At 63.0% G+C, this 18,501-nt stretch carries 1 protein-coding gene; it reads left to right on the top strand.

Translation table 11 applies throughout. The features are described from left to right. Positions 1–24 precede the first annotated feature (24 nt). On the top strand, positions 25–18,501 hold an 18,477-nt coding region (locus tag ACFT1A_RS27465; RefSeq protein WP_378449576.1), incomplete at its 3' end, for a non-ribosomal peptide synthase/polyketide synthase.

Here is an 18,501-nt window from a genome sequence, read left to right as displayed (position 1 = left end):
TTCGGCAGATGAGAGAACGACGCTGTGCATGCTGATCGACGTTTCGAGCCCTTTCCGCTGACCAGCGCGCAACGCGGAATCTGGTTTGCCCAGCTACTGAGCAGTGATGTGCCGATCACGATCGCGCAGTACGTCGTCGTCGACGGGTCCCTCGACGCGACGGTGCTCGAAAAGGCCTGCGTCACAGCAGCGCACGAGTTCGGCTCCGGAATGCTGAAACTGCTCGAGGTGGACGGTGAACCTTTTCAGCAGATCGATCCCGAGCTCAGCCAGAGCGTCGAGGTCGTCGATCTGCGCGGTGAGCTCGAGCCGGAAACTGCTGCACACGAGTGGATGCGGAACGAGTACACCCGCCCCTTTGATCTTCTGACCGACCGATTGGTGAAGTCTGCCGTCCTGCGCGTGGGCGTAAACCGCCACTTCTGGTACTGCCGAATCCACCACCTGGTCCTCGACGGCTACGGTGCCATGAACTTCATGACGCGCATCGCCGAGTTGTACTCAGCCGATGTCGCCGGCCTCGAGGTCCGAGAATCCTCGGCGCATGATCTGGGTGCCGTGTACGCGACCGAGGCCGAGTATCAGCGCTCGCCGCGATTCGTCAGGGATCGAGATTACTGGGCAGCCAAGACGGCAGAGCTTCCGGAAGTGGGGAGCCTGGCCGGCAGGCGAATGGACGCCACGGCGGGTGCGGTCGTGGTCGGCCGACCACTTGACGGCGCGAGTGCGGTGGTGAGCGCGGACGGATTCTCTTCCGCGGCAGCGGTGGCTGCCTTCGCGCTCTACTTCGCCCGGGTGACCGGCACCGAAGACGTCGTCCTGAGTTTGCCGGTGACCGCGCGAACGAACAAGGTTCTTCGTGGTTCGGGTGGAATGATCTCCAATGTCGTTCCGCTGCGAGTCTCGGTGACTGCGACGACCACGGTTGCCGAACTGAGCGCGGCAGTCCAGCTGGAACTGACCGGTGCGCTCAGGCATCAGCGATATCGCACCGAAGACATGAGACGTGATCGAGGCGTCGGCGCCGAGCGTGGATTCTTCGGTCCCGCGATCAACATCATGAACTTTCACCCCGAAGTGGTTCTTGGGTCGGTGACCGGTCGATTCCACGTGCTGTCGACGGGTCCGGTGGAAGACCTGTCGGTCAACATCTATCCGAGTGCTTCGGGCGAGGCACCGCGAATCGATTTCGAAGCCAATCCCCATCTGTACGACGCCGATGACCTGGGCGTGCATGTTCGCCGATACGTCGACCTGCTGACTCGGTACAACCAAACGCTGCCAGGCACTCGCGTTCTCGATCTCGAGATCCTGAGCGAAGCAGAGCGGATGTCGCTCGTCCCGGCACGCGGATCGGCAGCGTTGAAGCCGATGACACTGCCCTCGATTCTCGCCCGCGGTGTCACGGCGTCGCCGGAGGGGATCGCACTGCGCTGCGGTACTGAGCAACTCACCTACCGCGAACTCGATCGACGTTCCAATGTCCTTGCTCGAATACTCGTCCGACGCGGAGTCGGCCCCAGTGCCGGCGTGGCGATCGCGCTACCCCGATCGATCGATGCCGTCATAGCGTGGTGGTCCGTTGCCAAGACCGGCGCCGCTTGTGTTCCGGTTGATCCGACGTACCCGATCGAACGAATCGCTCACATGGTGAGCGACAGTAATGCCGTTGTGGGACTCACTGATTCGACTGTCCGTCAGGCGCTGACCGGTGATCTGGACTGGATCTCGATCGACGGTTTCAGCTATGTCGGTGACGAGTCCGTTGTCGACGATGCCGCCCGCACGGCGCCTCTGCGAAGTGATCACACCGCGTATCTGATCTACACGTCCGGTTCCACCGGTACGCCGAAAGGTGTTGCCGTCACGCACAATGCGTTGGTCGATTTCACTGCCTGGGGTCGTCCCGAACTCGGGGTCGGCGTGCATTCGCGCGTTCTGCGATTCTCCTCGGCGAGTTTCGACGCGTCCGTCTTCGAGATGGTCCAGGCGTTCAGTGCCGGGGCGACGATGGTCATCGCTCCGGCCTATGTCTACGGCGGCGACGAACTGACCGAACTGCTGCGCAGCGAGCGCGTCACCCACATCATCAGTGCACCGGCAATTTTGAGCACCGTGGACGCCACAGGTCTGCCGGATCTCGAAGCGGTGGTTGTCGGTGGCGACGTGTGCCCGCCGGATCTGGTTCGGCGCTTCGGCCCGATCTGCCGGTTCTACAACAGCTACGGCCCTACCGAGTCGACCATCGTCATCACCACGACGCCTCCGCTGTCGTCTGATGATGCAATCACGATCGGTTCACCCATTCAGGGCGCACATCTGATGGTTCTGGACCGCTGGTTGCGACCCGTGCCCGTTGGGGTGGCCGGTGAACTGTATCTCGGTGGCCCCGGATTGGCTCAGGGCTACCACGCACGTTCGGCTCTGACCGCTGCGAGTTTTGTCGCCGATCCGCTCGGTGGTGGAACTCGGTTGTACCGTACCGGTGACGTAGTGCGCTGGAGCAGGGAGCTCACCCTCGAGTATGTCGGCCGCTCTGATTTTCAGGTGCAGGTCAACGGACTTCGGATCGAACTCGGTGAGATCGACGCAGTACTTGCACAACATGAATCCGTCGATTTCGTCGTGACGCTGGCCCGCGTCACCGTGTACTCGTACGTGAAGATCAAGCCGGGTTACAGCCTCGACGAAGAGGCTCTGACCGCGCACGCCTCTCGATTCCTGCCCGCTCACATGGTTCCCTCCCAGCTGGTACCGCTTGCCGAAGTACCACTGACCCCGGCTGGAAAGGTCGATCGCCGAGCACTACCGGAGCCTGACCTTCGTTCGGAGGCTCAGCACTACCGGGCGCCGAGCGGCCCGGTTGAGCGCATCATCGCCGATGCCGCTGCGTCTGTCCTCGGCGTCGAGCGAGTCGGTGTCGACGATTCGTTCTTCGCGCTGGGCGGAGACAGCATCGTCGCGATCTCACTCGTCTCACGCGCAAAAGCTGCCGGAGTCGTCTTCACGCCGCGCGATGTGTTCGAACGCAAGACGGTGGCTCGATTGGCCGAAATTGCGCTCCCGGCAGATGAATCCGTTGTACTCGAGGAACTGCCGGGTGGGGGAGTGGGGTTTGTCCCCCTTACCCCGATCGCAACCAAGATATTGAGCATGGCGGGCAGCATCGATGCCTTCTATCAGGCAGTGTCGGTCAGTATTCCTGCCGGACTTGATCTCTCGCGCCTCGCCGCGACTCTTCAAGTGGTTGTCGATCGACATGACGCTCTTCGCGCGCGCTTGCTGCCCGACAACTCCGGATTCGACATCGCCCCCAGTTGTGTCGTCGACACGTGGGTTCGGCGAACGGTCACCGAAGCGCAACCCGGTACCTCGGAGTTCGAGGAAGCCCTCACCTCGGCGGCCTCAGACGCCGCCTCGCGGCTCGATCCGTTCCGCGGCGTCACTGCGCAGATCGTCTGGCTCGATTCGGCGCACGATTCGGGCCGATTGGTCATCGTCATCCACCATCTTGTCGTCGACGGTGTCTCCTGGCGGATTCTGCTTCCCGACTTCGCCGCTGTGTGGCTACAGATCATTCACGGTGCCACTCCGGAATTGATGCCGGTTGGGACTTCGCTGCGCCGCTGGTCGCACGGACTCACCGACGTGACACCGTCGGCGGAGCTCGAATATTGGCGCGAGATCGTCGCCACCGATGTGTCACCCATCGGTTCACGAACTCTCGATTCGGACCGGGACCGGGGATCGTCCCTCCGCCGCGTGCGGGTCGACATCGACCATGACACGACGGATCACCTGTTGCGCTCGGTACCGTCGCACTATCGGGCCGGTGTCAACGACGGATTACTCAGCGCACTGGCCCTGGCATTTCGCACGTGGAGCGGATCGCAGCGAGTGCTCGTTTCGCTCGAAGGCCACGGACGAGACGAAGACGTGCTGCCCGGCTCGGACCTGTCCCGGACCGTCGGCTGGTTCACGGCGGCGTACCCGGTCCGCATGGATCTCACCGGACTCGGAGAAGATGCAGTTGCGGTCGTGAAATCCGTCAAGGAACAGCTGCGAGCCACACCGGGATCCGGGATCGGTTACGGGCTGCTCCGACGCGCAGGGTTGCTGACCGGTCCGGAGCCGCAGATCGGTTTCAACTATCTGGGCAAGATGTCCACCGCCGAGTTCAGTGACGAACTGAGGGCAGCCGGCTGGATTCCCGATGCCGGAATCGATCTCAACAACGGCAGTGGAAGCGATCTCGCGGTCAGCCACGCCATCGACATCAATGCCGCCGTCATGGACGGACCACAAGGAGAGTTCCTCTCGGCGACATTTGCCTTCCCCGAAGGCATCTTCGAACCCGGTGCAGTCGAGGAGCTTGCGCGGGCGTGGCGCGTCGAACTGGAGAAGATTGTCGCCTCCGTCGGAGATCATGCCGGTCTCACACCGTCCGACGTTCCCCTGGTCTCAGCGTCACAGGACGAAATAGAACTGTGGGAGAAGCAGTTCGGCTACCTGGAGGACATCTGGTCGCTGTCACCGCTGCAAGCGGGATTCCAGTTTCACGCCAGCCTCACCGCCGATACCGTCGATGTCTACACCGGGCAAATCGTTCTTTCCCTGGGCGGGATCGTCGACAGCGAACGACTTCACCGGTCGCTCGCGAGATTGTTCGAGCGACACGCCGCACTTCGGACCGCCTTCGTGTACGACTCGAACGGCGTTGCAGCACAGCTCGTTCTCGATTCCGTGACGACTCCATGGCGGGAGGTGCTCGGCAGTGATCCGCACGCGGTCGCGGGACTCGAGCGCACAACGCCGTTCGATCTGAGCGCGCCCCCGCTGCTTCGTGCAGTTCTGGTTCGCGCGAGTGTGGACTCCGCGCACCTGATCGTCACCAATCACCACATTCTCTTCGACGGTTGGTCCATGCCGTTGTTGGTGCGCGACCTGCTTTCGCTCTACGCCGCCGACACATCGCTGTCGGTTCCCGCTCGCTCGTACCGCACCTATCTGGACTGGCTTGCCGAACAGGACAACGGCGAGGCACTGGAACGGTGGATCGGCGCGCTGTCGGGGGCAAACGAACCGACGGTGATTGCACCACAGCGCGCAGAGTCCTCCGTGCACGCAGTTCCCGTGGACGTCGACGTTCCGTTGGCAGCCTCGTCGACCGAGGCGATCGTCGCGTTGGCAAGGCGCACCGGGGTCACGGTCAACACCGTCGTCCAGACTGCATGGGGCCTGCTGCTGGGCGGAATGCTCGGGCGCGACGACGTCGTGTTCGGCGCCACCGTGTCCGGTCGACCCGCGTCGCTGACCGGGGTCGAGGACATTCTCGGGTTGTTCATCAACACTGTTCCGGTTCGAGTTCGAGCGAACCTGGATGATTCGGTATCCGAACTGCTCGAACAAGTTCAGTCCGAGCAGGTTCGGTTGCTCGACAGCCATCACGTCGGCCTTGCCGAGGTGCAGTCGGCGGTGGGTGCCGGCGCTATGTTCGACACGTTGACGGTGTTCGAGTCGTACCCAGTGGACCGTTCGGCGCTCGAATCCGCGACTGATATCGCAGGTATGCGTGTCACGGGCATCGAGGTCGCAGACGCGACTCACTACCCGCTCGCGCTGGTCACCGTCCTCGAACCGAGCCTTCGTCTCACCATCGAGTACGCACCCGATGCGATGGACCGCGACTCCACTAAGCGTCTGGGCCGGCGCCTCGCATTGATTCTCGCTGCGATGACCGACGAGAGTATCCGCATCCGCGACATCGACTATCTCGACGATGCCGAGCGTCGGCTCGTACTCGACGAGTGGAACGACACGTCCCACACCCTGGTTGACGCTACGCTGCTCGATCTACTCTTCGCCGACGCGGGCGTCGTCGAGATGTCTGATGGTGCACTGACGTTCGGAGACACGACAGTCATCCACCGCGAATTCCGTTCGCAGGTCAACGCCCTCGCTCGTCACCTCGTCGACTGTGGGGTCGGACCCGAGTCTCTGGTCGCGATCGCCCTGCAACGGAGTGCACACTACGTGGTCGCGGTCCACGCCGTCATCGCAGCCGGCGGAGCCTATCTTCCGATCGATCCGAAGCATCCCGGCGAGCGGATCCGGCACGTGCTCGACATCGGAGCACCGTCGGTAGTCCTTTCGACGAGAGAGGATGCGGCTTCTCTGCCTGCGGGGATCAAGCCGGTGCTCCTCGACGAGATCGATCTCTCGCGGTACTCCACCGGGCAGATCCAAGACGTCGAGCACCTCGGCAGCGTATCTCCGGATCACATCGCCTACGTGATCTTCACGTCCGGCTCCACCGGGAAGCCCAAGGGCGTTGCAGTATCGCACCGTGCGATAGTCAATCGTCTGCTGTGGATGCAACATCAATACCCGCTCGCGCCGCGCGATGTCGTGCTGCACAAGACACCGGCCACCTTCGACGTCTCGGTGTGGGAGTTGTTCTGGCCGTTCGTCACCGGTTCGAGACTGGTCGTGGCCGAACCCGACGGACACCGCGATGCTCGGTACCTGTCCGAGCTGATCGCTCGCGAAGGTGTCACCACCTTGCACTTCGTCCCGTCGATGCTCGACGTCTTCCTCGTCGACGGAGACCTCGAGCAGCTTCACTCCGTTCGTCAGGTGTTCGCCAGCGGCGAGGCACTTTCGCGTGCGACGGTCGTTCGTTTCCACGAGCGAATCGGTGCACGTCTGCACAATCTTTACGGTCCCACCGAAGCTGCCGTGGACGTGACGTTCCACGAGACGGATTCCGCCGTGGCAGGCCCGGTGCCGATCGGCGCTCCGGTCTGGAACACGCGGACCTACGTGCTGGATCGCCGCCTGGCGCCCAGTCCGATCGGCGTTCCGGGGGAGCTGTATCTCGCGGGAGTGCAGCTCGCTCGTGGCTATGTCGACCGTCCTGATCTGACAGCAGATCGCTTTGTGGCCAACCCTTTCGGTTCCGGGCGCTTGTACCGGACCGGCGACCTGGTCAAGTGGAATCCCATCGGCGAGATCGAGTATCTGGGCCGTACCGACTTTCAGGTGAAGCTTCGCGGACAGCGCTTGGAGCTCGGCGAAATCGACGCTGTCCTGTTGGAACTCTCGGGAGTTCTCTCCGCCGTCACCGTCGTACGTGAGGAACGCCTCGTCGCCTACGTCACGGCTGATTCGGCAACCGACACAGCGCGTCTCGCCGGTCATTCGCAGGCGAAGCTGCCCGCCTACATGGTTCCTTCCGTCTTCGTGTTCCTGGATTCGATGCCACTCGGCCCCAACGGAAAACTCGACAGGCGAGCACTGCCGGAACCGGATGTGGCGGTGGGCGACTACGTTGCTCCGTCCACCGAATCCGAAAAGACGATTGCCGCAATCTTTTCCGAGCTGCTCGGAGTGGACAACATCGGCGTCACCGCCGATTACTTTGCGCTCGGTGGCAACTCGCTCATGGCTACGCGGGTCGTGGCGAGAATCAATTCGACGCTGGGATCCTCGCTGGGTGTTCGAGAACTGTTCGATGCTCCGACGGTCGGTGCGCTGGCTGAATTGGTCGCAGACGGCGACCGACCCGGATTGCCCGGTCTCGGCCCGCGCCCGCGACCGGAACGGATTCCGCTCTCCCCGGCTCAGCAGAGAATGTGGTTCCTCAACCGATTCGATCCGGATTCCGGTGCTTACAACATCGCGGCAGCGCTCTCGTTGTCCGGCGACGTGAACATCGATGTTCTGCGCCAGGCGATCAGTGACGTCGTCGACCGGCACGAGGTGCTGCGCACTCTCTACCCGGATTCTTCGAGCGGGCCGTACCAGCACATTCTCGAGCATGTGCCGGTGGTGCTCGAACCGGTTGATGTCAGCGACCCTGTTGCGACGATCGGGGAATTGGTCGGCGCCGGGTTCGACGTCACCGCTGAAGTCCCCCTGCGGGTCGCGCTCCTGCGGACTGCTGCGTCGGAGCACATTCTTGTTCTTGTCGTCCACCACATCGGTGGCGACGGATGGTCGATGCAGCCACTGGCCGCGGACGTGATGGCGGCGTACGCATCAAGGCTCGCGGGCATTGCACCACAATGGTCGCCGTTGAGCGTCCACTACGCGGACTACACGCTCTGGAAGATCGATTCTCTCGGCGCCGAGGACGATCCGGAATCGGAGGCGTCGCGCCAGATCGACTACTGGCGCGGTGCATTGGCGAACATGTCGACCCGCCTCGATTTCCCGACGGATCGGCCGCACCCCACGGTCGCGTCCTATCGAGGTGCGACGGTGTCGTCGGTCATTTCCGCGCAGACGTACAGTTCTGTCGAATCTCTGGCTCGTCGCGCGCGGTCAACACCGTTCATGGTGTTGCACACTGCCCTGTCGGTGTTGCTGTCTCGGATGGCGGGGGAGACCGACATCGCGATCGGCACCCCGGTCAGTGGACGTGGGGATCAGGCCATCGACAACCTCGTCGGCATGTTCGTCGGGACCGTGGTTCTTCGGACACAGGTGGATCCGGCTGCAACTTTCCGTGTTTTGCTCGAGGCGACCCGCAACGCAGACCTCTCGGCATTTGCCCACGCCGACATTCCCTTCGAGCGTCTGGTGGAGGTACTCGACCCATCTCGCTCGACGGCGCACCACCCATTCTTCCAGGTGGTACTCGCGACCGGCGATCTTCCGACTCCATCCGTGCAGCTTCCGGGCCTTGTCGTCTCGCAGGTTGAGCTGGACATGCCGATCTCGAAATTCGATCTTCAACTGGATGTTTCGTCGCCAGGCCCGGACGGATCGGCGACCGCGACGTGGACCTATGCCGTCGACATCTTCGAAGAGCGGACTGTGCGCGAGCTCGCGGCTCGGTTTGCCGCCATTCTCGACACGGTTGTTGTCGAACCTGAATCAGTGGTCGGCGACCTCGATCTGCGGACGATGCCAGAGATCGGACGTCAGGGAGCTGCCTCTACGGTCGCGCTGACGGAACTGACGCTGCCCGAGATTCTTGCCGCCGGGGTTACCAAGTCGAACGGCGGTTCGGCCATGCTGTACGGCGACTTCGAACTCTCGTACGACGACGTCGACCGGCGAACCAATCGGTGGGCGCGGGCACTCCTCGCGCAAGGAATCGGCCCCGAATCTGTAGTGGCGATCGCCATTCCGCGATCAGCGACGTCCGTTCTCGCGACCTGGGCCGTCGCCAAGACCGGAGCCGCTTTTGTACCCGTCGACCCGAGCTATCCGGCCGAGCGGATCGATCACATGCTCACCGATTCGGGCGCGGCCCTGACGCTGACGGAAGAAACGGCTGAGTCGTTGGATCGCGCCGACGTCAGCGACGCTGGAATTCTCGATTCCGATCGCACGTCACCGATTCGGATGGATCACACTGCGTACGTCATCTACACGTCGGGATCGACCGGCACCCCCAAAGGCGTCGCCGTCTCGCATGCGGGGCTGGCGGCGTTGGTCGACGAACAGATTCAGCGATACCAACTCGACAACCACAGTCGCACGATGCATTTCGCTTCGCCCAGCTTCGACGCTTCGGTCCTCGAATTGGCCATGGCTGTCGGTGCTGGTGCCGCAATGCTTGTTGTCCCCACTGGCATCTACGGTGGCAGTGAGCTTGCAGATCTCATGCGGGCATCGAAGATCACCCACGCGTTTGTGACCCCGGCAGCTCTGGCCACGGTCGAGCCGTCAGATGTTCCCGATCTCGGTGTCGTGATCGTCGGCGGCGAAGCCTGCGACGCCGCGTTGGTCGCGCTGTGGGCGCCGACGCGAAAGATGTTCAACGCGTACGGTCCCACCGAGTCCACCGTCATGGCAACCCTCGCTGGGCCCATGTCGGCGACTGATCGGATCACCATCGGTACTCCCGTTCTCGGTACCGTCGCACATGTTCTCGACTCTCGCCTTCGTCCCGTTCCGGACGGTGTGACAGGTGAGCTGTATCTGAGCGGTCGTGGACTTGCCCGCGGCTACCACCATCGCGGCGACCTGACGGCTGCTCGGTTCGTTGCCGATCCCGCACGTTCGGGGCTGCGAATGTATCGCACCGGCGACCTGGTGCGACGACGTGGAACGGAACTCGAGTATCTCGGCCGCAGCGATTCACAGGTCAAGATTCGTGGATTCCGCATCGAACTCGGAGAGATCGACGCGGTGCTCGCCGCCCACGCGGGAGTGCGAACTGCGGTGACGACTGCAGACGACACCGTCGGGCTGAACTCGTACGTGGTCGGTGAGCATCTGGATCCGGAGGAGGTACGCACCTTCGTCTCCGGCCGACTTCCTGCACACATGGTTCCCGCCGCAGTGATCGTTCTCGAGGAAATCCCGCTGACGCCGGCCGGCAAAGTCGACTACCGCGCACTGCCGGCGCCGACGGCGCGCCGGAACGCGTTCGTCGCACCGATCACGAAGACGGAGAAGGTGATCAGCCGGATCTTCGGTGACGTTCTGGCCGTCGACCAGGTGAGCGTGGTGGACGACTTCTTCGACATCGGTGGAAACTCTCTCAGTGCTACCCGAGTGATGGGACGGATCGGCACCGAACTTTCAGTTTCCCTCCCGGTTCGGGTCCTCTTCGACGCCAGGACGGTCGCTGCCCTTGCCGCGGCAGTCGACGGTGCGCAGAGTGGTACCCGGCCCGCTCTGACGGCCGGGCCTCGACCAGAGCGTATCCCGCTCTCGCCGGCGCAATCGCGTATGTGGATTCTCAATCGATACGATCCAGAGTCACCTGCGTACAACATCCCGCTCGTCCTTCGTCTGCGAGGGCGGCTCGATTCCCGTGCTCTCCGAGAAGCATTGTCGGACATCGTTCTTCGTCACGAGTCCCTGCGAACCATCTTTCCCGAAGATACCGCTGGGCCTTACCAGTCCATTCTCGGAGCCGTAGACGTACCCTTCCATCACACGGTGGTTTCTCCCGAACAGGTTGCCGAGCGGATTGTCGACGCTGTGCGTGAGGGCTTCGACGTCACCCGAGCAATTCCGTTGCGGGTAAACCTGTTCGAACTCTCGGCTGACGAGCACATCCTGGTCGCCGTGGTTCACCACATCGCCGCGGACGGTGCCTCAGTGGCGCCGCTCGCCCGGGATCTTGTTCTCGCCTACTCGGCACGGCGTTCGGGAACCGAGCCGTCACTGGCCCCGTTGGTTGTTCAGTATCCCGACTACAGCCTCTGGCAGCACCAGGTCCTCGGTTCGGAAAGTGACCGGACCAGTGTTGCTTCCGCGCAGGCCGAGTACTGGCGTGACCAGTTGGCCGGAGCGCCGGAGCTTCTCGAACTGCCCACAGATTTCCCGCGCCCAGCGCTTGCGTCGCTGCGCGGAGCGAGCACCGAATTGGTGTTGACGCCCGAGATGGTCAGTGCGCTCCAGCAGGTGGGCCGCACACACGGCGCCACAACCTTCATGGTGCTCCATGCCGCCCTCGCGGTGCTTCTGTCCAACCTCGGTGCGACCGATGACGTGGTGATCGGGACACCGATTTCCGGACGCGGCGAACCGGCGCTCGACGACGTGGTCGGAATGTTCGTTGGCACGGTGGCCCTGCGTAGCCGTCTTACGCCGGCGTTGTCGTTCCTGGATCTGTTGGCGCAGGTGCGAGCCACCGACCTCGCTGCATTCGAAAATGCGGACCTACCTTTCGAGCGGCTGATCGACATACTGCAGCCCGCTCGATCCCAGGCCCACGCGCCGATCTTTCAGGTGGCGCTTTCTCAGGAGCAGGAGGGAACCGCTGCGTTCGCACTGCCCGGTCTCGAGATCGAAGCTGTGGACACCGCAGTCGTTCCGGCAAAGTTCGACATCCAGATCACGATGGTCGAGCACGCTGATTCGATGAATCTCACCTGGACGTACGCCACAGATCTCTTCACCGGCGCGTCCGTGGACGGATTTGCACAGCGGTTCCGACGGATTCTCGCGCAGATTGTCGCGGCCCCCGAGACGGCAATCGCGGATATCGACCTACTGGACGAGGACGAATACACCAGGCTCACCTCCGTATCCGGTCCGGCAGCCACGCCGATCCTCACTCTCGCGGATCTGTTGACCACACACTCGGAATCCGCAGATGTGGCAATCGTCTCCGAGTCGTGCGGTGAGACGACGTACAGCGAACTGGATTCGCGGTCCTCCCAGCTGGCGCGGATCCTCATCGAGCGCGGCGCCGGCCCCGAAATGGCCGTAGCTGTCTCTCTTGCGCGGTCGGCTGAGTCCATTCTCGCGCTGTGGGCCGTTGCCAAGAGCGGCGCAACGTACGTTCCGGTGGATCCGACGTACCCCGACGAGCGCATTGCTCACATGCTTCGAGACTCAGCCGCGCTGGTCATCGTCACCGACTCGGAGACAGCACCAACACTTCCGAGTGGTATCGACACGATCGAGATCGACGATCTCCATCTTGATCGCTACTCCGCGGCGCAGGTCACCGATGCCGATCGGATCCGCACGTTACATGCGGATCATGTTGCCTACCTGATCTACACGTCAGGCTCGACCGGTCTGCCGAAGGGTGTCGCTGTCACCCACCGCGGACTGTCTGTGTTCTCCGCTCGGACCCGCACCGATCTGGCGGCATCTCGACACTCACGGGTGCTGCGACTCTCGTCGTCGAGCTTCGACGCCTCCATGTTCGAGATGATCCTCGCGTTCACCGCCGGTGCGACGATGGTGATCACACCGCCATCGGTCATCGCCGGCGACGAACTCACCGACGTCATCCGCCGTCACCGCGTCACCCACGTGGTGACAGCGCCGGCGGCTATGACCACCGTCGAGGCAGGCACGCTCTCCGACCTCGAAACCGTCGTGCTCGGTGGCGACGTCTTCCCACCACAGCTGCTGGGTCGCTTTCACAGCAAGACACGACTCTTCAACAGCTACGGGCCGACCGAGAGCACCATCGTCATCACCAAGACCGGGGCGCTTCTCGGTACCACGGCTCCGGTGGGTGACGGTGTGCAACACCGTGACCGTTCACTCTCGCCCGTCACGATTGGTACTCCGCTCGAAGGTGCCCACGTTCTGGTCCTCGATTCCGCCCTCGGACCCGTACCCGTCGGGGTCAGGGGCGAGCTGTATCTGTCGGGTCCCGGCTTGGCACGCGGGTACCACCGACGCGAGGGGCTGACCGCAGAACGCTTCGTTGCGAACCCGTTCGGTGTACCGGGCGCGCGGATGTACCGGACCGGCGACGTGGTCACCTGGACCGACCAGGGCGAACTGGCGTACATCGGACGATCCGACGCCCAGGTTCAGCTTCGCGGACTCCGCATCGAACTGGGGGAGATCGAATCAGCGCTCGCCTCCGTCCGTGGAGTGAGTGCCGCCGCTGCCGCCGTTCATCGTCACGACTCTCTCGGCGATCAACTCGTCGGTTACGTGACCGTCGCGGACGCGGTGTCGGCAGAGTCCATCCTCGACGCCGTCGCCGCGATCCTGCCCCGTGCCACGGTGCCGACCGCTGTCATCCTGCTGGAATCGCTACCCCTGACTCCGGCCGGGAAGCTCGATCGCGCAGCACTTCCCGCTCCGGAGTTCATCGCCTCGGCGACATTCCGGGCGCCGACCACACATGCAGAGATTCGTGTCGCCAGCGCTTTTGCCGACGTTCTCGGAACCGACGCCGTCGGAGCAGAAGACAGTTTCTTCGAGCTGGGTGGAAATTCGCTCAGTGCCACTCGGGCGATTGCCCGCGTCAACACCTCGTTCGGGATCAAACTCGGTGTTCGTTCGCTGTTCGAGGCACCCACAGTCGCAGAACTCGCTCTGCTGGCGGCCTCGGCAGAACGCGATGATCAGCCTCGATTGGAAGCGCGACCGCGACCCGAACGTATTCCGCTCTCGCCGGCGCAGACTCGGATGTGGTTCCTCAATCGATTCGACACCGCGGCAGCCACGGACAACCTACCGCTCGCGCTTCGCCTGAGCGGAACCCTGGACGCGCCGGCGTTGGCGCTCGCGCTTCTCGACGTCGCCGAACGCCACGAGTCCCTGCGCACCTACTATCCCGATACCGCGGACGGACCCCGTCAGGAGATCCTGTCAACGTCTTCGGTGGATCTCGATCTGATACCGGAGGACGTCACCGAAGCCGAAGCGTTGGAACGGCTTTTCGCTCTGGCCGGCACCGGATTCGACGTGACGACTGCCGTACCACTGCGGACGGCTCTGTATCGAATCTCGGAGACCGAGCATGTTCTCGCCGTCGTGATGCATCACATCGCATCCGACGGATCGTCACTCGGACCACTGGCCACCGACGTCATGGGTGCCTACGTCTCGCGTTCTCGGGGTGACGCGCCGCAGTGGGCGCCGCTGCCCGTGCAGTACGCGGATTACGCTCTCTGGCAACACGATCTGCTCGGGACCGAATCCGAACCCTCGGGTGATGCTCAGGCGCAAATTCAGTTCTGGACGTCCACGCTCGCCGGAATTCCGGACCTGCTGAATCTGCCGACGGACCGGCAGCGTCCGCCCCGTCAGAGCTATCGCGGCAAGGAGATTCACTTCACGATCGGCTCGGACACCGCCGATCGACTGCGTGATCTTGCCGTCGGATCAGGCTCGAGCCTGTTCATGGTCGTCCACGCCGCATTCGCCGTACTTCTCGCAAGGCTGGGAGACAGCGCCGACATCACCATCGGTTCGCCCATCGCGGGACGAGGACACGAGTCGCTCGACGCACTCGTGGGGATGTTCGTGAACACCTTGGCGCTTCGAACCCAGGTGAACACGGCTGCGCCGTTCACGGAACTGCTCAGCCACACCCGCGATCAGGATCTCGCCGCCTTCGCACACGCGGACCTGCCGTTCGAGCGGCTCGTCGAGATCATCGATCCGGTCAGATCGACAGCCCGCCATCCGTTGTTCCAGGTGGCACTGTCCTTCCAGAACCTCACGCCGACAATGTTTGCGCTACCCGGACTGCAGATCGCGGCAGTTGGCGCCCCAGTCGAGACGGCGAAGTTCGACCTCCACCTGACCGTCACCCCTGGGGACTCGGGTTCGATGTCGGCGTCGTTCACCTATGCAACAGATCTGTTCGACCAATCCACGGTGGCGACATTCGCCAACCGGCTGCTGCGCGTTCTCGATTCGATCGGTCATGACCCGGACGTCCCGGTGGGCGATATCGCTCTGCTCGGCGACGAAGAGGTCGCGGCCACCGTCGACACGTGGAACAACACCGACGCCGTCGTTCCGGAGACGACCCTCGCGGATCTGTTCGACGCCCAGGTACGCAGAACACCGAGCGCCGAAGCACTGGTTCTCGGTGACCGTCGTCTGACCTATGCCGAGTTCGATGCCGAATGCAACCGCCTGGCGCGGTATCTGATCGGAATCGGTGTCGGTCCGGAAGTGACTGTCGCGCTCAATCTTCGGCGCTCCGTCGAACTGGTCGTTGCCATGTACGCGGTGGTGAAGGCAGGCGGGGCCTACGTTCCGCTCGACCCGGATCAGCCGGGAGAACGCACGGCTCACGTCCTCGAATCCGCAGCGCCCGCAGTTGTTCTGAACACTTCTCATGATTCGCTGGGCGGGCAGTACCACGTCGTGAACATCGATACTCTCGGGCTGGACGGTATCGACGGATCGCCGATTCGGGACTCAGAACGCCTCGCGGGCCTGAGCCCGGACAACATCGCGTATGCGATTTACACCTCCGGATCCACCGGAAAGCCCAAGGGCGTAGCGATCTCCCATCGAGCGATCACCAATCAACTCTTGTGGAAGCAGGATCAGTTCCCTCTCGGTGCCGATGACCGTGTGCTCGTCAAAACCGCAGCCACCTTCGATCTGTCCGTCTGGGAGTACTGGTGGGCGTTGCAAACCGGTGCCTGCCTGATTCTCGCCGAGCCAGGAGCACAGCTGGACGGTGATTACCTCACGTTGCTGATGGAGCGCGAGCAGGTGACGACGCTGCATGCCGTTCCCTCGATGTTGTCACTGCTCAGTGCATCCGAGCGTCGGCTGCCGAGTTCTCTCACCCGGATTCTGTGCATCGGTGAGACCCTGCCCGTACAGACCGCCAAGCATGTGCGAGATCAGAGTTCGGCGCAGGTCTACAACCTGTACGGCCCCACGGAGGCTGCGGTCAGTGTCACGGCACACCGAACGAGCGATGTCGACGTGGCGACCGTTCCGATCGGAACTCCGGCGTGGAACACACGACTGCATGTACTCGACGACCGCCTTCACCCGGTTCCGGTCGGTGTTGCAGGTGAGCTCTATCTCGCGGGAGTTCAGCTGGCCCGCGGGTACATCGGGGATCCGGGGCAGAACGCGACCCGTTTCGTCGCCGATCCGAACGGATCGGGTGAGCGCCTCTATCGAACCGGCGATCTGGTTCGGTGGAATGCCGCGGGCAGTCTCGAATACCTCGAGCGTGCAGACTTCCAGGTCAAGGTCCGAGGCTTCCGCATCGAACTCGGTGAGGTCGAAACAGCGCTTCGTGCCGACCCCTCGATTCAGGATGCGGTAGTCACAGTCACGACATCTGACACCGGCGAACAACACCTGATCGGTTACGTCACTGCGGCTGCGGGCTCGGCCGTCGAGAAGTCGACCATCCTGACCAGACTGCGCGCCGCCCTGCCCGGCTACATGGTGCCGACAGTCCTGATGACACTCGACGCCCTGCCGCTGGGGAGTACGGGCAAGGTAGATCGACATGCGCTCCCGGAGCCTGTTTTCGAGGCACGTCGTTTCCGCGCACCGACCACACCGGCCGAATTGTCGGTTGCCGTCGCTTTTGCCGAGGTCCTCGGTGACGGAAAGACCGACGAAGTGGGTGTCGACGACGACTTCTTCGAACGCGGCGGCAATTCGCTCAGTGCAACTCGGTTGCTCGGGCGGATCAACGCCGTCGCAGGCACCGACTTGCCGGTGCGTGTGGTCTTCGAGTCGCCCACCGTCGCAGAGTTGGCAGCCGTGGTGGAAACCGCCGAGCTTTCGCGCCGACCCGCGCTGCGCTCACAGCCGAGGCCGACAAGGATTCCGCTCTCTCCGGCGCAGACTCGTATGTGGTTCCTCAACCGCTTCGATCCCGATTCGTCGGCGTACAACATCCCGGTGGTTCTTCGATTCGCCGGTCCGTTGGATGTCGAGGCGTTGCGCGCAAGTATCGCCGACGTGGTCGCTCGTCACGAGGTCTTGAGAACCGTGTACCCGGAGCATGACGGGACGGGATACCAGGAGGTTGTCGAGGCACCTGACGCTCTCGACATTCTCGACATCATTGCGGTGGAGAAGGATTCGCTCCACGACGTGCTGGCCGGTGTACTCGGTGTGTCGTTCGACCTCACGTCCGAGATTCCGGTTCGAGCCTCGCTGGTGCAGTTGGCGGAGTTCGAGTTCGTTCTGGCGATGACGGTGCATCACATTGCGGGTGACGGTTTCTCGATGGGGCCGTTGACGCGTGATGTGATGGTGGCGTACGAGGCGCGGTCCAGGGGTGAGGTGCCGTCGTGGGCGCCGCTGGAGGTGCAGTATGCGGATTACGCGTTGTGGCAGCTCGAGACGTTGGGTTCGGAAGAATCGTCGACCTCGCTGATCTCGCGACAGCTCACGTTCTGGTCGGACACACTCGACGGATTGCCGTCCGTCCTCGAACTCCCGTTGGATCGCCCCCGCCCTGCGGTGGCTTCCGATCGTGGAGCGGTTCTGAGCGCTCGTCTCGAACCTGCACTGCAACAGGCGATTTCCGAACTGGCCCGGCGGCACCGCGCTACGCCGTTCATGGTGTTGCATGCGGCTCTGGCTGTTGTACTGTCGCGGTTCACCGGCGATCTCGACTTTGCCGTCGGGACGCCGACGGCCGGCCGCGGAGAACGCGTGCTCGACGATCTGGTCGGCATGTTCGTGGGGACCGTCGTGTTGCGCACCACTGTCGACCCAGGTGAGCAGTTCACCGACTTGCTCTCCCGAGTCCGCGACGCCGATCTGCAGGCTTTTGCCCACAGTGACGTTCCGTTCGAGCGCTTGGTGGAGGTACTCGATCCGCTTCGTTCGCAGTCGTATTCACCGCTCTTTCAGGTCGGCCTCGCACTACAGAACCATCTCGATTCACAGTTGACTCTCAACGGGCTGCATATCGAGAGCATCGAACCTGCGGTGGTGAGCACTCAGTTCGACCTCGATTTTGTTGCGGCCGAACAGTTCGACAACGACGGTCGACCTTCCGGGCTCGTCGTTGCGCTGACGTACGCCACGGATCTGTTCGAGGAATCCACTGCCTCACGTCTCATGTTCGCGTTCGAGTCGGTCTTGACTACCGCTGTCGCAGAACCGGATCGGCGAGTGGAACTGTTTGCCGTGGAGTCTGTGGTTGAGCGTGGGTTGGTGTTGGGGGGTGTGAATGTTACGGATCGTTGTGTTGATGATGTGACGTTGGCGGGTTTGGTGGCGGCTGCGGTTGAGGTGTCGTCGGGTCGTGTTGCTGTGGTGTTCGGTGATGTGGTGTTGACGTATGCCGAGTTCGGTGTGCGGGTGAATCGGTTGGCGCGG

The sequence above is a fragment of the Rhodococcus sp. NPDC057135 genome (assembly GCF_042670865.1).
In the GTDB taxonomy this organism is placed as follows: domain Bacteria; phylum Actinomycetota; class Actinomycetes; order Mycobacteriales; family Mycobacteriaceae; genus Rhodococcus_F.
Note: the sequence above shows the minus strand (reverse complement) of the source record. Positions and strands in the feature narration are given on the sequence as shown.